The sequence below is a fragment of the Nocardiopsis sp. JB363 genome, from assembly GCF_900143625.1.
GTDB lineage: Bacteria > Actinomycetota > Actinomycetes > Streptosporangiales > Streptosporangiaceae > Nocardiopsis.
Map to the genome: position 1 here is coordinate 57,930 of NZ_FRFF01000002.1, position 19,326 is coordinate 77,255.

The 19,326-nt window shown below is 67.9% G+C and carries 20 protein-coding genes; 11 read left to right on the plus strand and 9 right to left on the minus strand.

What is annotated here, in order from left to right; translation table 11 throughout:
* Positions 1-228 precede the first annotated feature (228 nt).
* From BQ8420_RS31755 to BQ8420_RS00485, 3 genes are all read right to left on the minus strand, one after another.
* Entirely contained in the window at positions 229-393 is a 165-nt protein-coding gene (locus BQ8420_RS31755; RefSeq protein ID WP_160049260.1) for a hypothetical protein, read from the minus strand.
* Between the two features lie 209 nt (positions 394-602).
* Complete coding sequence (locus BQ8420_RS00480; RefSeq protein ID WP_087095796.1) at positions 603-1,256, minus strand: response regulator transcription factor; 654 nt, start codon at positions 1,254-1,256, stop codon at positions 603-605.
* Positions 1,253-2,458 (minus strand): sensor histidine kinase, encoded by a 1,206-nt coding sequence (locus BQ8420_RS00485; protein WP_235005843.1) that lies wholly within the window; start codon positions 2,456-2,458, stop codon positions 1,253-1,255. Before BQ8420_RS00485 ends, BQ8420_RS00480 begins: the two co-directional genes overlap by 4 nt.
* A 183-nt stretch (positions 2,459-2,641) precedes the next feature.
* Between BQ8420_RS00485 and BQ8420_RS00490 the strand changes: the two genes are divergently transcribed.
* The 3 genes from BQ8420_RS00490 to BQ8420_RS00500 all read left to right on the plus strand — a co-directional run bounded on the left by BQ8420_RS00490 (position 2,642) and on the right by BQ8420_RS00500 (position 5,095).
* Positions 2,642-3,754: a DUF418 domain-containing protein gene (locus BQ8420_RS00490; RefSeq protein WP_200815730.1), complete on the plus strand. Its 1,113-nt coding sequence runs from the start codon at positions 2,642-2,644 to the stop codon at positions 3,752-3,754.
* 126 nt (positions 3,755-3,880) lie between these two features.
* Positions 3,881-4,273 carry a helix-turn-helix domain-containing protein gene (locus BQ8420_RS00495; RefSeq protein ID WP_087095797.1) on the plus strand — a complete coding sequence of 131 codons (393 nt, stop codon included), beginning with the start codon at positions 3,881-3,883 and terminating at the stop codon, positions 4,271-4,273.
* Between the two features lie 264 nt (positions 4,274-4,537).
* Positions 4,538-5,095 carry a hypothetical protein gene (locus BQ8420_RS00500; RefSeq protein WP_087095798.1) on the plus strand — a complete coding sequence of 186 codons (558 nt, stop codon included), beginning with the start codon at positions 4,538-4,540 and terminating at the stop codon, positions 5,093-5,095.
* Positions 5,096-5,221: 126 nt separating this feature from the next.
* On the opposite strand, the gene BQ8420_RS00505 is transcribed toward BQ8420_RS00500, so the two are convergent.
* From BQ8420_RS00505 to BQ8420_RS00515, 3 genes are all read right to left on the minus strand, one after another.
* On the minus strand, positions 5,222-5,833 hold the full coding sequence (locus BQ8420_RS00505; RefSeq protein ID WP_087095799.1) for an ATP-dependent Clp protease proteolytic subunit: 612 nt from the start codon (positions 5,831-5,833) through the stop codon (positions 5,222-5,224).
* Complete coding sequence (locus tag BQ8420_RS00510) at positions 5,830-6,486, minus strand: ClpP family protease (RefSeq protein ID WP_087095800.1); 657 nt, start codon at positions 6,484-6,486, stop codon at positions 5,830-5,832. The genes BQ8420_RS00505 and BQ8420_RS00510 overlap by 4 nt, the downstream gene beginning before the upstream one ends.
* A gap of 198 nt (positions 6,487-6,684) precedes the next feature.
* Entirely contained in the window at positions 6,685-7,179 is a 495-nt protein-coding gene (locus BQ8420_RS00515) for a MarR family winged helix-turn-helix transcriptional regulator (RefSeq protein WP_087095801.1), read from the minus strand.
* A gap of 251 nt (positions 7,180-7,430) precedes the next feature.
* Between BQ8420_RS00515 and BQ8420_RS00520 the strand changes: the two genes are divergently transcribed.
* From BQ8420_RS00520 to mnhG, 6 genes are read left to right on the plus strand one after another with little or no spacing between them, the layout of a single operon-like run.
* Positions 7,431-10,403: a Na+/H+ antiporter subunit A gene (locus tag BQ8420_RS00520; protein WP_087095802.1), complete on the plus strand. Its 2,973-nt coding sequence runs from the start codon at positions 7,431-7,433 to the stop codon at positions 10,401-10,403.
* Positions 10,400-11,233: a Na(+)/H(+) antiporter subunit C gene (locus tag BQ8420_RS00525; RefSeq protein WP_087095803.1), complete on the plus strand. Its 834-nt coding sequence runs from the start codon at positions 10,400-10,402 to the stop codon at positions 11,231-11,233. The genes BQ8420_RS00520 and BQ8420_RS00525 overlap by 4 nt, the downstream gene beginning before the upstream one ends.
* Positions 11,234-11,235: 2 nt before the next feature.
* A complete protein-coding gene (locus BQ8420_RS00530; protein WP_200815731.1) occupies positions 11,236-12,894 on the plus strand; it encodes a Na+/H+ antiporter subunit D in 1,659 nt (552 codons plus the stop codon).
* A complete protein-coding gene (locus BQ8420_RS00535) occupies positions 12,891-13,502 on the plus strand; it encodes a Na+/H+ antiporter subunit E (RefSeq protein WP_087095805.1) in 612 nt (203 codons plus the stop codon). Before BQ8420_RS00530 ends, BQ8420_RS00535 begins: the two co-directional genes overlap by 4 nt.
* Positions 13,499-13,831, plus strand: a complete 333-nt coding sequence (locus tag BQ8420_RS00540) for a monovalent cation/H+ antiporter complex subunit F (protein ID WP_087095806.1) — start codon at positions 13,499-13,501, stop codon at positions 13,829-13,831. Before BQ8420_RS00535 ends, BQ8420_RS00540 begins: the two co-directional genes overlap by 4 nt.
* Positions 13,828-14,232, plus strand: coding sequence for a monovalent cation/H(+) antiporter subunit G (mnhG, locus tag BQ8420_RS00545; RefSeq protein ID WP_087095807.1), 405 nt, complete (start codon positions 13,828-13,830; stop codon positions 14,230-14,232). The genes BQ8420_RS00540 and mnhG overlap by 4 nt, the downstream gene beginning before the upstream one ends.
* A 60-nt stretch (positions 14,233-14,292) precedes the next feature.
* Here mnhG and BQ8420_RS00550 read toward each other — a convergent pair whose 3' ends face one another.
* From BQ8420_RS00550 to BQ8420_RS00560, 3 genes are all read right to left on the minus strand, one after another.
* Positions 14,293-14,676: a DUF779 domain-containing protein gene (locus BQ8420_RS00550; protein WP_087095808.1), complete on the minus strand. Its 384-nt coding sequence runs from the start codon at positions 14,674-14,676 to the stop codon at positions 14,293-14,295.
* On the minus strand, positions 14,676-16,199 hold the full coding sequence (locus tag BQ8420_RS00555; protein ID WP_087095809.1) for an aldehyde dehydrogenase family protein: 1,524 nt from the start codon (positions 16,197-16,199) through the stop codon (positions 14,676-14,678). The genes BQ8420_RS00550 and BQ8420_RS00555 overlap by 1 nt, the downstream gene beginning before the upstream one ends.
* 127 nt (positions 16,200-16,326) lie before the next feature.
* The gene (locus BQ8420_RS00560; RefSeq protein WP_087095810.1) at positions 16,327-17,592 is read right to left on the minus strand and encodes a GAF domain-containing protein; all 1,266 of its coding nucleotides are present in this window, start codon (positions 17,590-17,592) and stop codon (positions 16,327-16,329) included.
* Between the two features lie 330 nt (positions 17,593-17,922).
* On the opposite strand from BQ8420_RS00560, the gene BQ8420_RS00565 reads away from it, so the two are divergent.
* Positions 17,923-18,444: a hypothetical protein gene (locus BQ8420_RS00565; protein WP_087095811.1), complete on the plus strand. Its 522-nt coding sequence runs from the start codon at positions 17,923-17,925 to the stop codon at positions 18,442-18,444.
* A gap of 22 nt (positions 18,445-18,466) precedes the next feature.
* Positions 18,467-19,198 carry a hypothetical protein gene (locus BQ8420_RS00570; RefSeq protein WP_143847037.1) on the plus strand — a complete coding sequence of 244 codons (732 nt, stop codon included), beginning with the start codon at positions 18,467-18,469 and terminating at the stop codon, positions 19,196-19,198.
* Positions 19,199-19,326: the final 128 nt, after the last annotated feature.

The following is a 19,326-nucleotide window of genomic DNA, read 5'->3' on the forward strand; positions in this document are numbered from 1 at the left end:
GCAGGCGACAAACCCCGATGCTCGCATTCGCACAGGTCGCGCGATGTACATTCCGGCTCAATGGCGCTAGCATTCTCGAAACCGTGCACGTGGATTCCGCACGTTCCGCCGCGCGTTATTCTGCACATTCCTCGGCACGTGCATATGTTCGCGCATACGAAAGGTGCCGTGTCGAACCCCGCTCGACACGGCACCTCGCTCACGGCCTTGAGCCGTGGGTCCCCGGCCTCAGGCGGCCAGGGTGTGGGAGCGCGGTGTCCGAAACCGCGCCCACAGCTTGCGCAGACCCGGCCTGCGGGTCTTCACCGAGGCGACGAGGCGTTCGTAACGGGCCACACGCTCGGCCTCGGCACGGTAGAGGTCGGCGGCCTGTGCGCTGAGGTCGGCGTGCATGGTGGTCTCCTCCGGGGTCTGTGCCGGGGCTGTTCTCCCGACTGATTCCAGATTCGCGCTAAGGCCCCCGGCCGCGCATCGGAAGAGTGCAGTGGATCCGTCTCACGAGGGCGCCTTAGATCGAACCGCAGACCGCCTTAGAGCTCATCTCGCTCGGTGAATCATCAGCGACCCACACTCCGGCGATACCGGTCAACATGAGGATGTGCTCAGTCGTCCGCCCAGGTGGTCAGTCCGTGGCGATAGGCGTAGATGGCCGCCTGCACCCGGCTCTCCAGCCCCAGCTTGGCCAGGATCCGGGCCACATGGACCTTGGCCGTGCCGTGGGTGATGCTCAGCTCCCCGGCGATCCGGGCGTTGCTACGTCCCTTGGCCACCAGCACCAGCACCTCCCGTTCTCGGGGCGTCAGCTCTTCGACCAGCAGTGGGGGTGTGCGCGGCGAGGTCCTCGCGAAGCGCTTCACCAGGCGCGGTGTGACCCGTGGATCGATCACCCCTTGGCCTGAGGCCGCTGCTCGCACCGCCTCCACGTACAGTTCCGGGTCGCTCTCCTTGAGCAAGAAACCCACCGCCCCCGCTTGAAGGGCCCCGAACAGGTAATCGTCGGTATCGAAGGTGGTCAGCATGACCGTCGACGGCGAGGGCGAGAGCCCCGAAAGCTCCCGGGCCGCTTCGACACCGTCAGTGCCGGGCATCCGGATGTCGGTGAGCACCACGTCCGGGCTCAGTCGGCGCGCCATGGCCACCAACTCCCGGCCGTTGGCCGCCGCGCCCAGCACGTCGATGTCCTCGACCGGCCGGAAGAGCAGCCTCAGCCCCTCGCGGGCGGCCGGCTGATCGTCGGCGATCAGCAGTCGGATCATTCGTTCCCTCTCACGGGGAGTACTGCCCGCACCCGCCAACCCCGGCCCGGAGCGCTCCCCGCCTCCAAGACACCACCCAGTTCCCCGACACGGTCCCGCATTCCCGCCAGGCCGCGCCCGCCCGATCCCTTCTCCCCCGTCACGCGCCGTCCGTTGTCCTCCACCGTGACCGTCAGCGTGTTCGCGGTGCGGCTCAATTCCACCCGGACCCGCCGTGCCGACGAGTGCCGCAGCACGTTGCCCAGGGACTCCTGGACGATCCGGTACACGTCTACTCCCACCCGCGCGGACAGCCCTTCCCCGATCCCTTCGGGCATCACCAGTTCCACATGCACTCCCGTGCTCTCCAGAGCCGCCACCAGGGGCGGAAGGTCCGCCGGCCCCATGCCCGAGGCCGGTCCGGTGAGCCGGTCCCCGTGCAGCGAGTCCAGCAGTTCGCGCACCTCCCGCACCGCGCGGCCGGACATCTCCGCGACCGACTCCAGCACCGCGACCGCCTCTGGGTCCCTGCCCTCCAAAGCCTGCCGACCACCGACCGCCAACAGCCGGATCGCACTGAGATGGTGGCCCGCGATGTCATGCACCTCGCGGGCGATCCGCTCCCTCTCGCGCAGCCGTTCGCGCTCGAACTCGTTGCGCGTCGCGTGCCGGAGCCCCTCGGCGCGGTCGGCCCTGAGCCGCCACACGTAGCCCACCAGGACGGGCACGAGGATGGGGACCGTGGCCAAGACGAAGTCCAGACGGTCCCCGATCACTGACGCGGCCGGTGCGAAGGGGTCCCCCGACCACTCGACCAGCGAGTTGGCGTCAGGGTGGAGGAGCACCAGGTAGGCGAACCACCACGCGACCGCCGCCGGTACCAGCAGCAGCACCGCACCGGGGCGCTGGTGGGCGACGGTCGCCACAGCGAACACGGCAGCGAGAACGGAGCCGTCCTGGCCCACGAGCGCGAACGAGACGAACAAGAGGGATCCGGTGGCCAGAGCCACGGCGACCGGGAACCGCCGCCGCAGCACCAGGGGAGCACAGGCGAGCAGCACGACCAGGTCGGTGAGCCACCCCGGAGTGCCGTACTCGGTGTGAGACAGCCCCAGGGCCGCCAGTCCCACCAGTACCGTCACCACGATGTCGCGCACCGGAACGGGAAGCCACCGCCACCGCCGCATCCGCGCGACCGCCCCGACACCCGTTGCCGCACCCATCCGTCCATAGTGCTGTACGTGGACGGGGCCCGCGTCCGCCGAAAGGTATACGGCCGGCGGGTGGAAAACGAGCTATGCCCTTCGGCAGATGTCCCGGTGGACACCCACCCGCGACCATGCGCCCATGCACACGACCACACGACCACACGACCCTTCGAACCCGTTCGCATACCGCTCCTGGACGTGCTGCGGGGTTTCGCCATCCTGGGCACGCTCGCCATGAACATCTGGCTCTTCGGCCACCCTCGGACCGGCAGCTACGGTCCTGTCGCCGAAGGACTACAGACTCTGTTCCTCAACGGCAAGTTCTTCACGATGCTCACCCTGCTGTTCGGCGTGGGCCTGGCCATCCAGTACAGGATCGCGGCGGAGCGCGGTCGCCCTTGGCCAGGTGGACAGCGCCGTCGTGCTTTGCTCCTGCTGGTGGAGGGGGCGCTGCACGGCGTCCTCCTTTTCAGCTGGGACGTGCTCATGGGCTACGCGGTCACGGCGCTTGTGGTGGTCTACGTGCTCGGCCTCTCCGAGCGGACGCGTTCGGCCGTCATGTGGACCGCTCTGGGCCTGCACGTCACCTTCGTGGGCGGGGTGACGACGGTAATGCTCCTGTTCTTCCGCATCGTCCACGTGGATGAGCCCCCGGAGTCCACCGAGTCGGGTCGGCTGTATCTGGAAGGAAGCTACGCCGACCAGGTTCTGTATCGGGTGGAGAACTTTCTGGGAGACCGGTTGGAGGTCATCATGACCTTCCCCCTGATGGTGTTCCTCTTCTTGTTGGGAGCGCGCCTGTACCGGTCCGGAGCGTTCGGGGCCGACCTGGTCGGTCGAACCCTGCGGACCCGCATGGCGGTCTGGGGACTGGGGTTGGGCCTGCCGCTCAACGCTCTGGCCGTCGTCTGGGACGAGGACCTCGCCTTTGCGGGACGTTTCCTCTTCTCCGTGGTGCTGATGCTGGGCTACCTGGGGCTCGTAGGAGTGCTGTTCGACCGGATACGGCGCCCCGGGCCTGTGACGGCCGCTTTGAGCTCGGTGGGGCGGACCGCACTCAGCTGCTACATCCTCCAGAACGTCCTGGCCTCGGTGATCTTCTACGGCTGGGGATTCGGTTTGGCCGCTCATGTGGACCACGCGGGTTGGATGGTGGCCGCCTGGGCGGTGATCGTCCTGGTTCTGGTGGCGGGTTCTCGATGGTGGCTGTCGCGATTCTCGCGAGGGCCGATGGAGACCTTGCAGGTACGGATCCTGGCTCTGGGCACCTCGGACAGACACTCCTCCGGCCCTCCACTCGTCAAGAGGTGAGACCCGATTCCAAGAGGTTCACGTGGCTTCTGCCGTCCGCATAAGGCCACGAACCCCTCTCCCCTCCGAGCGTTTTGCGGCGTAGTGTCGAAAAATCGGAGAACTCGTCGACGGGGGAGGCACCAGATGGGTGAGAGCGTTCTACGCTCCCTGGACCAGGCGCGCAGGGGTCCGAGCCCCGACGAGCCGGCGGTCGAGCCGCTCATGCGCGATCTCATCGGTGATCTGCTGCGTCGTACCCGTGTGGAACAGGGCCGGACGTTGCGCGAGGTCGCAGAGGACGCCCAGGTGTCACTCCCCTACCTGTCCGAGATCGAACGCGGGCGCAAGGAGGCCTCCTCCGAGCTCCTTGCCGCCGTGTACCGGTCGTTGGGGTTGAGCATCGCCGAGGTGCTCGGCGAGCTGTACCAGCGCACCACGCTGTTCCGCTTGGAGCGGGCCGACGCACACCGGTCCCGTCTGGTCACGACCTCCCCCGCCCCACCCCACCAGGCCCGCGTGCTCTCCCTCGCGGCCTGATCTCCCGCATCCCCCGCACAACCGAAGAGCATGGACGCCGGCCCGACGGTTCAGGTTTCTCGTCACCCCGGCGCACCCGCCAGACGGCACCGCATTTCGGCTCATCCCAAGGCGCGCGGCGCCCGGCGGTGGTTCCGGGGGGGCTCTGCCCGGAACCACCGCACCCCCACTTCCCGTTCCGCTAAGACTGTTACTCCTCCCCGAGGTGGGGTATTCGACGCGATCATCGCCACCTGCGCGGCGACACGTATTCAGGACTCGTGGGTGACCGCTCTGGCCGAGGGTGGCTCGCTCGTGCTTCCGTGGAACCCGCACCCCGCCGCGCACAGCACACCGATCGTCGTACTGACGAAGGTCGATGGGCGATTGTCCGGGCCCTTCGTGCGTGAAGCGGCCTTCATGCGGGACCGTGGGCAACGCGCCGGAGAGCTGCCATTCCCCGGTCTCGGTCGTCCCCCGACACCGGTGGGAACCCTCCCGGTCGGCTCGGTCGATCTGATCGGTTCGGGGATGATGACCCAGCTCCTGCTGATGATGCCCGGGGTACGCGTGGGTACCGGAGTTCGCCCGTTCCAAGGCGGTCATGGTCGGATCGTGTGGATGGGAGTCGGTGAGTCGTGGGCGTACGTGTGGCCGGACGGCTCGGTCACCGGCGAGGGCGAACGTGCTCTGGGTTCGGAGTTGGCCGATGCCTACCGGCGCCTGTCGGACGCGGGCCTGCCTTCACTGAGCGCCTTCTCGTTGGAGGTCGACCCGGATCGTGACTCGTACAAGGTCGAGTGCGCCCTGATCGGTCGGCGCTGGAACCACCCCATCGATTGACCAGGGCTCCGCTGAACTGCGATGACGCTTGCCACTCGGGGTTATCCACAGGATGTGGAAAACGGAGGCGACGCGCCCGGGCCCTCCTCCACCCACCCCGGGCACGCGGCACTCACCGACCTCGAATCACACCGCGAGAGGTGCGAGCTCCCTCGTCGTGATCACGTTGTCCACCAGCCCGTACTCCTTGGCCTGCTCGGCGGTGAAGATCTTGTCCCGGTCGGTGTCGTCCCTCAACTGCTCCTGGGTCTGACCGGTGTGCCGGGACAGAATCGATTCCACCTGCGCCCGAACACGCAGGATCTCCGCCGCCTGGATCTCCAGGTCGGCCGCCTGCCCCTGCCCCTCCGTGGAAGGCTGGTGCAGCAGCACCCGGGAGTGTTCCAGCGCCGAACGCTTACCGGCGGTCCCGGCGGCCAGAAGCACCGCCGCGGCGGAGGCCGCCTGTCCCATGCACACCGTCGCCACGTCCGCCCTGACGAACCGCATCGTGTCGTAGATGGCGGTCAGCGCGGTGTTCGAGCCTCCGGGCGAGTTGATGTACAGCTGGATTTCGGTCTCGTGGCTCTCGTAGTCCAGGTGCAGCATCTGCGCCATGATCACGTTGGCGACGTCGTCATCGATGGGTGTGCCCAGGAAGATGATCCGTTCGGACAACAACCTGCTGAACACGTCGAACGAGCGTTCCCCGTTCGGGGTGCGTTCGACCACCATCGGCACCGTGTAGCGCCCGCTCATCGCTTGCCTCCCCTCGGAGTGGCGAACCCGGGCGTGGCACCGCCCAGACGCATGCCGCCCTCCATCTGGTCGATGGTCTCGACGACGTGGTCGACGAACCCGTACTCCCTGGCCTCCTCGGCGGTGAACCAGGCGTCCCGGTGCTGGTCCTTGGCGATGGTCTCCTCGCTCTTGCCGGTGTGCCTGGCGATGAGCCGCACCATGGTGCTCTTGGTGTGCGCGAGGTTCTCGGCCTGGATGGCGATGTCGGCGGCGGTCCCGCCCAGCCCGCCGGAGGGCTGGTGCATCATGATGCGCGCGTGCGGCATGCTGTACCGCTTGCCCGGGGCCCCGGTACAGGCCAGGAACTGGCCCATGCTGGCCGCGAACCCCATGACCAGCGTGGACACGTCGTTGGGCACGAAGTTCATGGTGTCGTAGATGGCGAGTCCGGCACTGATCACGCCACCGGGACTGTTGATCGCCAGGGTGATGTCCTTGTGCGGGTCCTCGTCGGCCAGCAGCAGGATCTGCGCGCACACGCGGTTGGCGCTCTCCTCGTCGACCTGAGTCCCCAGCAGCACGATCCGGCTGCGCAGCAGGCGCGCGGCCAGCTGGTCGTCGAACCCGCCACCGGGCGCGTACTCGGTGACGAGTGTGGGTTGTATCGGCATCGGTCCTCCTCATCGCCGGCGTTCGTGCCGGTGATCCCAGCGTGCGGTGAGGAGGAGTGCGAACTCCAGGGTTTCGGCCCCGGGCAGATCTGCCGATGGCAGAGCGACCCCGAACATGACAAAAGGCCCCATGTAGGGCCTTGGGAATGCGCGGACTCGGGGTCCGGGAGCCCTTCGGCGTGCGGCGTGACTCGTCGATCAGTTGTCGTCTATGGCGGCGCGCAGGTCGCGGAGCACGTCGAGGACGAACGGCCGTAGGGAGGGCCTTATGGCGTCGAAGACCTGTTTCTGTTTCTGCTCCATGTACTTGCGGCGCTCGGCGAGGACGCGTTCGCCCTCCGCGGTGATGGTGACCACCGTGCTGCGTTCGTCACGCTCGGACCGGCGCCGGGCCACCATGCCCTTGCGTTCCAACTGCTGGATCATCCGGGTGGCGGAGGGGGAGGACACACCGACGATGTGAGCGACCGCACCGACACTCGGATGGTCCATCCCGCGCACCGCCTCCATCAGGAGGGACTGTGTCAGTGTGATTTCCTCGGCTCCACGATGTCCGTGCCCGCCCCGTGAGCGGGCGTGTAGAGCCGCGTTGATGAGTTCGGTCCAGACTCGTTGGAACTCTTCGAGTTCGGCCGCGTTCGGCTGAGCACGTTCCCGCTGCTCAGTGCAGGGATCGGGGGTCTCGTCGAGCAAGAAACGGTCCTCGCTGGATGGGCTCTGCGCACGGGTCCCCGACCCGCGCGGTGGTTTGACGTATGTGTAGTCTAGCTATTAAATAGCTTGCGCACGCAAGTTCAAGTAGATCCATGCCCCACCAGAATGGAAACGACACCCCCGTCCACTGATCCCGTCGTGGTCGATCTCGTTCTCCACCGGGGTGGTGGACGTCCGCCCGGGCACGTCGGGCGGGCCCGGACCGGTCCGGGAGGGGCGCATTGACGACAGTGCTGGTCGCGCATTTCATAACAGCAGCGGTCGCGCCCTTAGTGATACGCCAATGGGGCCGTAACGGCTTCTACGCACTGGCGATCGTCCCCGGCCTGGCCACCATCTGGACCCTGTTCCAGCTCCCGACCATCCTCAACGGCGGCACGCTGTCCGAGTCGATGGAGTGGGCACCGCAGTTCTCGCTGCGACTCGGCGTCCATATGGACGCCCTCGGTCTGGTCATGACGCTCATCGCCGGGGGCGTGGGCACCCTGATCCTGGCTTACTGTGCGCGCTACTTCAGTGACTCCGACGAAGGTCTACCGCGCTTCGCGGGCGTGTTCGTCGCGTTCGCCGGCGCCATGCTCGGCCTCGTCCTCGCGGACGACCTCATCCAGCTCTTCATCTACTGGGAGCTGACCACGGTCTTCTCCTACCTCCTCGTCGGTCACAAGGCCGAATCGAAGGACAGCCGCCGGGCGGCGATGACGGCCCTGGTCGTCACCACGTTCGGTGGTCTGGCGATGCTGGTCGGCATGATCATGCTCGGCGAGACCGCCGGGACCTACATCATCTCCGAGATCGTCGCGAATCCGCCCGCGGGTGGAGCGGTCGTCAACTCGGCGCTCGCGCTGATCATGCTCGGCGCGATGTCCAAGTCGGCGCTGTTCCCCTTCAGCCTGTGGCTGCCCGCCGCCATGCAGGCGCCCACACCGGTATCGGGCTACCTGCACGCCGCGGCGATGGTCAAGGCCGGTGTCTACCTGGTCGCCCGCCTCACCCCCGCCTTCGGCGACGTGACCGTGTGGACGACGATGGCGCTGTTCTTCGGTGTCATCACCATGATCTTCGGCGGGTGGAAGGCGCTACGCCAGTTCGACCTCAAGCTCGTCCTGGCCTACGGCACCATCAGCCAGCTCGGCTTCCTCATCGCCCTGCTCGGCACCGGGACCCGGGCCGCCGCCCTCGCCGGCATCGCGATGCTGGTGGCGCACGCCCTCTTCAAAGCTCCGCTGTTCCTCATCGTCGGCATCATCGACCACAGCACGGGGACCCGGGACCTGCGCGAGCTCTCCGGCCTGCGCAAGTCCATGCCGAGCACCTTCTGGATCACGGTCGTGGCGCTGGCCTCCATGTCCGGTCTGCCGCCCACCGCCGGGTTCGTCGCCAAGGAACTCGCCTTCGGCGCGTACACCGAAAGCGGCGGCCTCGACACCCTGGTCCTGGTCGGACTGGTCATCGGCTCCACCCTCACCGTCGCCTACAGCCTCCGTTTCCTGTGGGGCGCCTTCCTCGACAAGGAAGGTGTGCAGCCCAACGAGGTCCACGCCCCCGGGCCCCTCTTCCTCGCACCCGCGGTGATCCTGGCGGCGCTGAGCCTGATCGGCGGTCTCTTCTCCGGAGGGGTCGACCGGCTCTTCGCCACCTACGCCGACACGGTCCCCCTGGGGCCGAGCGAGGAGTACCCCACCTACCTGGCCCTGTGGCACGGTTGGGAACTGCCGTTGCTGCTGTCGGCGGTCTGCGTCGTCGGTGGTCTGGTGCTGTTCTACTTCCGCCACCGGGTCGCCTGGCTCGGCAACCGGCTGGCCTACGTCAACCCCGAACGCAACTACCGCCGGATGATGGCCGGCCTGGAAACCCTGGCGTTGCAGGTCACCGGTAGCACCCAGCGCGGTTCGCTGCCGGTCTACCTCGGCACCATCCTGGTGTTCCTGGTGATCACCGCCGGAATCCCCATGATCACCGGGCGGCTCTGGGAGGGCGACTACCCGACGCTGCGTCTGTGGGACACCCCGGTGCAGGTCATCCCCGCCGTGATCATCGTGATCACGTGCCTGATGATCCTGTTCGTGCGACGCCGTCTCTTCGCGGTGATCCTCGTCGGTATCGGCGGTTACGGTGTGGGCGCCCTGTTCTACTTCCAGGGCGCACCCGACATCGCGCTCACCCAGTTCCTCGTCGAGACCGTCAGCCTGGTGGTCTTCGTCCTGGTGCTGCGTCGCTTCCCGTCCCATTTCTCGGCTCCCGCGCTCAAGGGCCGCCGGATCTGGAACATGGTGATCGGCGCCGCCACCGGTCTTCTCGTGGCGACCATGACGTGGTTCGCCCTGGCAGGCCGGCAGGAACCCTCCATCGCGGTGGGCGGGCCCGACGACCCGTCCTACGTGGACGCGGCCGAGAAGGCCGGCGGTGACAACCTCATCTCCGTGCTCTTGGTCGACGTCCGTGCCTGGGACACCATGGGTGAGATCTCGGTGCTGGCCGCCGCCGCGGCGGGTGTGGCCAGCCTGATGTTCGTGCGCCGCCGAGCCCAGCCCCGCAAGGCCCCCGGCGGTGTGATGGCCCTGTCCGTCACCCAGTCGCTCCAGCCCGCCAACGGAGACGACCGGCTGGACCTGAGCGGCCTGAAGGTCGCCCCGAAGAACATGCACGTCAGGCCCCAGTGGAACCGTTCCTGGTTGCCCGGCGCGGAGGCCCTGCCCACCGAACGCAGGTCGATCATCTTCGAGGTGGTCTCGCGCTTCCTCTTCCCGGTGATCATGGTGATCTCGGTGTACCTGCTGCTGACCGGTCACACCGACGTCGGCGGTGGTTTCGCCGGTGGCATCGTGGCGGGCCTGGCATTCATCGTCCGCTACCTCGCGGGTGGGCGCTTCGAGCTGTACGCCACCGCGTGGGTGCAGCCGGGGGCGCTGATCGGCGCCGGTCTGGCGTTGGCGACGGGCACGGCGCTCGCCGGGGCGTTCTTCCTCGGTGACGTGCTCGCCGGGGCGGACTTCTACCTCGGTTTCGGGTTCTTGGGCGAAGCGCACGTCACGGTCTCGATGCTGTTCGACATCGGCGTGTACCTGCTCGTCATCGGACTGATCCTGGACATCCTGCGCAGTCTCGGCGCCCGCATCGACGAACAGATCGAACGGGACGCCGCGCACTCGGAGGCCGTTGATCCGGGAACCACCTCACCGGCCGAGGAGGTCACCTCGTGAACGAGTCGCCAAGCCTGACACTCGTCATCGTCGTCGGTGTCCTCGTCGCGGTCGGCGTCGTCCTCATGCTGGAGCGCAGCCTCACCCGTGTGCTGTTGGGCTTCATCGTCTTCAGCAACGGCGTCAACGTGATGATCCTGGCGATGGCCGGGCAACCGGGCGGTCCTCCGGTCCGGTGGTTCACCCCCGACATCAAGGAGATGACCGACCCGCTGCCACAGGCGATGATCCTGACGGCCATCGTCATCACCCTCGGCATCACCGCGTTCCTGTTGGCGTTGGCCTACCGGAGCTGGCAGCTGGAGGGCAACGACGAGGTCCAGGACGACGCCGAGGACCTCCGCATCGTGCAGGGCGAGGGCCGGCGCGCGGTGCGCCAACGCTTCCTGCAGGAACGTCGCCGGTTGCGCGCGGACATCCGCAGGCAGCGGGCCGAACTCCAGGCCACCATCGCCGCGGCCGACGCCCAGGAGCTGGCCGAACAGGCCCGCATCAAGGCGGATATCGCGGCCGCCCAGGCCGAACTGGCCAGGTTCGAGGTGGAGGCCGAGGACGGCAACGCCGACGCGCAGGCTCAGGAGACGGTGCGTCGCCTGACCGACCGTCGACAGAGCATGGTCAACCAGGTGACGGAACTGCGCGGCCGGATCCGTATGGGGCGCAAGCGACTGCGTGAGCACAGGCGCGCCGACCGCGCCGCCGAACGCGAGCTGTGGCGCGAGCTGCGCCGCCGCATCCGTTCACAGCGGCGTCAGGCACGTCAGACCATGCGGGCAGAGCGTGAACGCTTGGCTCGCGCGGAGGACAGCGACCTGCAAGGGAACGACTGACCATGGAATGGGACTACCTCGCCGGAATCCTGCACTACCTCGTTCCCCTACCGGTGGTGTTGCCGCTCTTCGCGGCCGGTGTCAAGCTCGCGATGGGTATCCGCTGGCCTCGCGTCCAGCAGTGGCTGAGCGTCATCTCGTTGGCGCTGGTGTTGCTGACCGGTGCCGCGCTGATGGTGGGCGCCGACATGTTCGGGCCCCAAGCCGTCCAGGTGGGCGGTTGGGAGACCCCCATCGGCATCACGCTGGTGGCCGACCGGCTGTCCGCGCTGTTGGTGACGGTCTCCGCGGCCATCACCCTGGCCGTGCTGATCTACTCGATCGGTCAGGGCATGGCGGGCAAGGGAGAGGTGGCGCCGCTCTCGGTGTACCAACCGACCTACCTGATCCTGGTGGCCGGTGTCTCCAACGCGTTCCTCGCCGGTGACCTGTTCAACCTGTACGTCGGTTTCGAGATCCTGCTGACCGCCAGCTACGTGCTGCTGACACTCGGCGGTACGCAGTCGCGGATGCGGGCGGGCGCCATCTACGTGGTGGTGTCGCTGGTGTCCTCGGTGCTGTTCCTGATCGGCATCGCCCTCGTCTTCGGCGCGACCGGCACCGTGAACATGGCCCAGCTGGGCGAGCGGCTGCCCGAGATCTCCTCGGAGCTGGCGCTGGTGCTCCAGGTCATCCTGTTGGTCGCGTTCGGCATCAAGGCGGCGGTGTTCCCACTCGCCGCGTGGCTGCCGGACTCCTATCCCACCGCGCCGGCCCCGGTGACCGCGGTGTTCGCGGGTCTGCTCACCAAGGTGGGCGTGTACGCGATCATCCGGACGCAGACCCTGTTCTTCCCCGGCGGCCAACTCAACGACGCCCTGATGTGGGTCGCCCTGGCCACGATGCTCCTGGGAATCCTGGGCGCGGTGGCGCAGACCGACATCAAACGTCTGTTGTCGTTCACCCTGATCAGCCATATCGGCTACATGGTGTTCGGTGTGGCGCTCGGCAGCCAGCTGGGTATGGCGGGCGCCGTGTACTACATCGCCCACCACATCACCGTGCAGACCACGTTGTTCCTGGTGACGGGGTTGATCGAGCGAAGGGGCGGGTCGACGGCGCTGGACCACCTGGGTGGTCTGGCGAAGATGGCGCCGCTCCTGGCCATCCTGTTCTTCATCCCGGCGATGAACCTGGGCGGCATCCCGCCGCTGTCGGGCTTCCTCGGCAAGGTCGGGCTGATGCAGGCCGGTGTGGAGGCGGGCACCCCGCTGGCCTACACGCTGGTCGGCGCCTCGGTGCTCACCAGCCTGCTGACGCTGTACGTCATCGCGCGCGTGTGGAACTACGCGTTCTGGCGCACTCCGTCCGAGGGCATGGTCGCCGAGCCCGGCACGATCCTGGAGGACAGCGAGGAGGAGGACGACTCCACCGCGGCCTTGGGCCCGGGCGAGGCCGTCGGTCCCTCCTCCCGACTGAGCGACACCTCGACCGCGGCCACCCCGGTCGTGACCTCGGTGGTCCTGCCCAAGAGCATGGTGGGCGCCACGATCGGCCTGGTCGCCTTCGGTCTGGCCATGACCGTGTTCGCCGGACCGCTCATCGGCTACTCCTCGAACGCCGCGACCGACCTGTTGGAACGCACGCCCTACATCGAAGCGGTCCTCGGAGGATCCCGATGAACGCTCTACAGATCAAGAAGAAGATCGGTGCGCGCGCCCTGCGCAGCCGCATCGGCAAGGTACAGATCCCGGTCGCCCTCGGGATGACCCTGGTCTGGATGCTGCTGTTCGACGCCTTCCGGTTCCGCCCGGAGACATTGGGCATCGCCGTCCTGGGTTTCCTGGTGTCGGTGGTGATCATGATGGTGTTCCCGCTGCCGCCGATCGTTCCGGGGTTCCGGTTCTGGCCGTTGCAGGGGCCCTACATGGTCCTGTACATCCTGGGCAAGATGTTCGCCGCGAGCATCGATGTGAGCGCCTGGGTGCTCCGTCCCGGGCCACCGGTGAAGAGCTCGGTGGTGGCGGTGCGGATGCGCACCGATTCCGACCTGATCATGGTGTGCGTGGCCATCGCCACCTCGATCATCCCGGGCAGTGTGATCGTGGAGGCCGCCCAGCCCGGGCGCATTCTGTACGTCCACGTGCTGGGCGCACAGAACGACGAGGAAGCGGCCGAGGCGAAGCAGGGCATCTACGAGTTGGAGGAACGCATCGCCCGCGGGATCGGCACTCGGGAGAACATCGCCGAACTGGAGGCCGCCCTGGCCGCCGAGCGGAGGAACGCGTGAACGTCCTGTGGATCATCATCGCCGTCCTGCTCGGTGTGGCCGCACTGCTGGGCACGGTCCGGCTCCTGCTGGGACCGAGCATCCTCGACCGGGCGTTGTCCGTCGACGCCCTGTTGGCCTTCGCCGTGACCGGCCTGGGCGCCTTCGCGGCGTTCAACCGCGACCCCACGGTGCTGCCCACCCTGCTGGTGTTGTCCCTCCTGGGCTTCGTCGGGTCGGTCAGCGTCGCCAAGTTCGTCGCCCGGCGTACGCAGGAGGACGATGACGATGAGCAGTTCGTGCTCCCGGTCGTCGAGAACACGGTCGAAGAGGAGGGGAAGACCTCATGAGCGAACAGGTCGTCCAGGTCCTGGACTGGGCCGGGATCGTGTGCATCCTGGCCGGGGCGCTGTTGTCCTTCATCGCCGGAATCGGCCTGCTCCGCTTCCCCGACCTGCTGTCCCGCATGCACGCGGCGTCCAAGCCCCAGGTGTTGGGGTTGCTGCTGGTGCTGGTGGGGATCGGGTTCCGGCTCCTCCCCGTGGAGGAGAGCGGCGTCTTCAGCCTCGGCACGCTGTTCCTGGTGGGGCTGTTCCAGGTGGTGACGGTGCCGGTCGCGGGTCACATCGTGGCCCGGGTGGGTTACCGGACCGGGCGGATCCGCCGGGACCTGGTGAGCACCGACGAGTTGGCCGACCGACTGGCCACCCGGGGCTCCGCCTCCGACCCCTCCGAGGACACGGTGTCCTGAGTTCCACGAACGCATGACCAGGGCCGGTCGGGTCCCCTCCTCCCGGCCGGCCCTGGTTCTTTATTCGGTAGTGGTCTCAGCGTCCAGACGAACCGCCTCCTCGTCACTCATCAACCGTGACCGGATCAGGAACCGTTGCCCGGTCGGGGCCTCCAGGGAGAACCCCGACCCCCGTCCGGGAACGACGTCGATGGTCAGGTGGGTGTGGCTCCACAGCTCGAACTGCGAGCGGGACATCCACACCGACACCGGCTCCGACAGCTCCACGTCCAGGTCCCCGAGGTGCACGTCGGAGGCCCCGATACGGAACTCCCCCAGCGGATAGCACATCGGTGAGCTGCCGTCGCAACAGCCGCCGGACTGGTGGAACATCAGTGGACCGTGCTCGGCGGTCAGCTCCCGCAGCAGGGACGCCGCGGCTTCGGTGACCGCCACCCGCTCCATCAGAAGAACCCCATCGCCTGATCCGAGTAGCTGACCAGCAGGTTCTTGGTCTGCTGGTAGTGGTCGAGCATCATCTTGTGGTTCTCGCGCCCGATCCCGGACTGCTTGTAGCCACCGAAGGCCGCGTGCGCCGGGTAGGCGTGGTAGTTGTTCACCCACACACGGCCGGCCTGGATGTCACGGCCCGCGCGGTAGGCGGTGTTGCCGTTGCGGGACCACACACCCGCTCCGAGCCCGTACAGGGTGTCGTTGGCGATCTTGATGGCGTCGGCGTAGTCGTCGAAGCGCGCCACGGAGACCACGGGGCCGAAGATCTCCTCCTGGAAGATCCGCATGTTGTTCTGGCCCTCGAAGACCGTGGGGGTGACGTAGTAGCCGCCCGCCAGGTCGCCCTCCATCTCGGCCCGGCCGCCGCCGGTGAGCACCTTGGCGCCCTCCTGACGGCCGATGTCGATGTAGGAGAGGATCTTCTCCAGCTGGTCGTTGCTGGCCTGGGCGCCGAGCATGGTGTCGGTGTCCAGCGGGTTCCCCTGCTTGATCCGGCCGACCCTCTCCAGGGCGTCGGCCATGAACCCGTCGTAGACGGAGTCCTGGATCAGCGCACGGGAGGGGCAGGTGCACACCTCGCCCTGGTTGAGGGCGAACATGGTGAAGCCTTCGAGCGTCTTGTCGTAGAACGCGTCGCGCTCGTCGGCCACGTCCGCGAAGAAGAGGTTGGGGCTCTTGCCGCCCAGCTCCAGGGTGACCGGGATGAGGTTCTCCGACGCGTACTGCATGATCAGTCGGCCCGTGGTGGTCTCACCGGTGAAGGCGACCTTGCGCACGCGGGGGTTCGAGGCCAGCGGCTTGCCCGCCTCCACACCGAAGCCGTTGACGATGTTGAGCACACCCGGCGGCAGCAGGTCGCCGATGATGTCCATCAGGAGCAGGATGGAAGCGGGCGTCTGCTCGGCGGGTTTGAGGACGATGGCGTTGCCGGCGGCCAGGGCCGGCGCGATCTTCCAGACCGCCATGAGGATCGGGAAGTTCCACGGGATGATCTGGCCGACCACGCCCAGCGGTTCCTGGAAGTGGTAGGCGACGGTGTCGCCGTCGATCTGGGAGCTGTGCCCCTCTTGGGCCCGGACGGCGCCCGCGAAGTAGCGGAAGTGGTCGATGGCGAGCGGTATGTCGGCGGCCAGACACTCACGGACCGCCTTGCCGTTCTCCCAGGACTCGGCGACCGCGATCCGTTCGAGGTTCTCCTCCATGCGGTCGGCGATCTTGTTGAGGATCAGCGCTCGCTCGGCGGCGCTGGTGCGGCCCCAGGCCGGCGCGGCTCCGTGCGCGGCGTCGAGGGCGAGTTCGACGTCGTCGGGGCCGCTCTGGGCCACCTCGGTGAAGGTGCGTCCGGTGATCGGGGTGGGGTTCTCGAAGTAGCGTCCCTTGACCGGCTTGACCCACTCGCCTCCGATCCAGTTGTCGTAACGCGGCGCGTACTCGACGACGCTGCCGGCTTCACCGGGGGGAGCGTAGATCGCCATTGGTGTGCCTCCTTCGACGTGGGCGCGCCGGTGGTCGCCGCCCCGGCGCGATTTCCCAGGGACGGTCGAGTGTGACGCTAGTTACACCAAGGTTGCGACCACGTTGCGAGGACGCGCGGCCCCGCGTTCAGCGGCCCAACCTGCGTAGACGAACGCGCAGCGCGGCGTGCCGGGGCGAGTCCGGGTCGGTGGCGTGCAGCGCGGCGTCGAGCACCCGTGGGTCCTCTCGCCATTCCGGCTGTTCCGACCACACCCGCAGGGTCCACGGGTCGGCGTGGGCGGCGAGCACCTCGCACACCTCCGCCTGGAGTTCGTCGCGCTCCTCCACCACTCCCGGCGCCTCCGAACGCGGCAGCACGTGCCCCTCGTAGACGTTGACGGCCCTGCGGTAGTCGCCTTCCCCCAAGTACCCGCGCACCTCGTCCAGGTCGGTGCGCACCGGCCGGAGCAGTCGGTAGGGGCGAGAGGCGAGCAGGTCCGTGCCCAGCAGACGTCGCATCCTCGACATCTCCGCGCGGATCGTCACCGGGGAGGTGTCGCGTTCGCGCAGCAGGGTGCCGAGGGCGTCGCCGGTCAGGCCCCGGGGGTGACGCGTCAACAGCAGGAGGATCTCGGAGTGGCGGGTGCTGAGCTCGATGGAACGGCCATCCACTTCGAGGAGCCCTTGGTCACGGCCGAGTACCCGGAGCCGGGCCGGGGCGAGCGCCTCGCGGGGGGCGGGCAGCAGGCCGCTGAGTCGACGGGCGCGGATCTCCATCTCGGCGGCGGTGGCCGCCGCCCGGACCAGCGCCAACGCCTGCGGCGAGGCCAGGTGGTCGCCGCCGGTGAGGTCCAGAACCCCGAGCAGCGCGCCGGTGTCCGGGTCGTGCAGGGGCGCGGCCGAACAGCTCCAGTGCTGCACGCCCCGGCTGAAGTGCTCGCTGGCGAAGACCTGTACCTCGTGATCGAGGGCCAGGGCGACCCCGGGAGCGTTGGTGCCGGCCGAACGTTCGTGCCAGTTCGCGCCCGCCACGAAGTGCATGTCCTCGGCTCGGGTACGCAGCCCGTAGTCGCCCTCCACCCACAGCAGGCGCCCGGACACGTCGCCGACCGCGAGGATCTGCGGACCCGGAGCGCCTTCCAGCAACAGTCGTCGCAGCAACGGCATGGTGACGGCGAGCGGGTGCGCGTCGCGCTGGTCGTTCAGGTCGGGGCCGGTGACTTCGAGCCTGGGCAGTGTCCGGTCCGGGTCCACCCCGTGCAGGGCGCTGCGACGCCAGGAGTCACCGACCACCGAGCGCACGGGACCGCTGAGTCGGCCGGAGTCGGTGAAGCGTTCGTGCGCGACGGCCACGTCCCGGCGCACGCTGTCCGGGTCGGTCTCCCATGACCACGCGTTCCATGCCCTGGACATCGGTGTATCCCTCCGTCGCGGTGGCTGCGCTCCCGGCGTCCTTTTACTTCAGGCCCCTGATTGAATCCCCAGGTGAGGGTCTTGACAAGGGGTTCACCGGAACTACTGACGAGTTGCCCCGCTCACGACATGTATGTACCCGTCGGGCCTTTGTCCCTCACGATGACAGGGACGCCCGATTCCGCTTATGTCAGGGCGTTCTGCCACACTTCGTGCATGCCTCATCCCCCTCAGCACCCACCTGGGAACCCCGTACCACTCATGCCTCCCAGCGGTCCTGGTTATCCGAGCGGCACCTCACCAGCACCGGTACCGAAGAAGACGTCTGTTGTGCGCGCCTACCGGTGGTCCATCGGCCTCGCGATCGCCGCGGTCCTGTTGTTCTTCGGGCCCTATTTCTACAGCCATAACGCCTTCCTCCCGGGCCCCAACGTGCTGGAGCGATTCGGCAACGACGAATCGCTCACCTTCGAGGTCGCCGAAGGTGAGGAGGGAACGTACGCGGTCTACTCCTCCGAAATGGGCAATGGCCCGTCCTGTTGGCTCTACACGCCGGATGGAGAGTTCGTCGGCAACGTCTCCCGTGTACCGGGCAGCGGCGACGTCAGCTTCGGTTCATGGGGAGTCCAAGGCGAATTGGAGACCCCCGAGCCCGGCACTCACAGGTTGCACTGCAACGGAAACTCCGACGAGTACGCCCTCGGCGGTACCGGGCCGATCCGCGCGTTCGAGCTCGTCAAGGTCCTCGTCACGATCACCGCGATCTTCGTCGCCCCCTCCCTCCTCCTCGCGGCGGTCGTGGTCGCGGTGGTCACCACCGTGCGTCGCCGTTCCGCCGTCCGTCAGCCCTGATCCGACCCAACAGGTACCCCCCATGTCGCAACCACTCGAACCGTCGCGTCCCCCCGAGCTCGGAGACGGACGGCGACCGACCGGCCCGCCACGTCTGGCCCCGCCCGCTCAGCCCCCGATGGCACCGCCGCCTTCGTATGGGCACGGCGGGGCGTGGGCCCACCCGGTCCCCCTGCAACCGCCGCCTCCCATCGAGTACGAGTACGGTCCATCGCGCGCTTGGTACTCGATAGGCACCCTCACCCCTCCCGGGCTCGTGCTGTTCGCCGCGATCATCGTCAACCTGGGCGCCTCCTTCGACGTATTCCTCCTGATCGCGGGGGTGGCCGCGCCCACCATGAGCGTCAGTATCGCCATCGCCCTCCTGGTGCTGTTCCTCGTGCGTTCCCATCACAGGTCCCAGCGGCAACGCCTGCACTCCCAGCACCTCTGGTACGAGGCGTACCGACGAGGGTGGCCCGAGGTCCCGCGCCCGAGCCCTCCGGTCGTACCCCCCGCGAAGGAGCTCCGCCCCCGGCGCTTGTGGATCGTCGCCGGAACACTGTCCCTGGTGGGCACGATCCCGGCCATCGCCTTGTTCAACCACGACGTCGAAACACTGGTGTACCTGGTCATGTCCCTACTGGTGATGATCGGCATGACCCTGATCGTCGGCTCCGTCATCGCCCGAGCGGGACACCGCGGGCGCGCGGTGACCGAGCACATGATCCGCGAGATGGAACAGATCAGGGGACAGGGAGCGATCCAGCCGTGACGCGTCTTCTCGAAACGATCGAGGCCCCCGAGGCCCTCGCGCCGGCCCTGGCCGGCCCTCCGCCGGGGTCGCCTCCGCCCGCACCGCCCACCGGACCCCCTGATCCGCCCGGACCACCCGGGCCACCC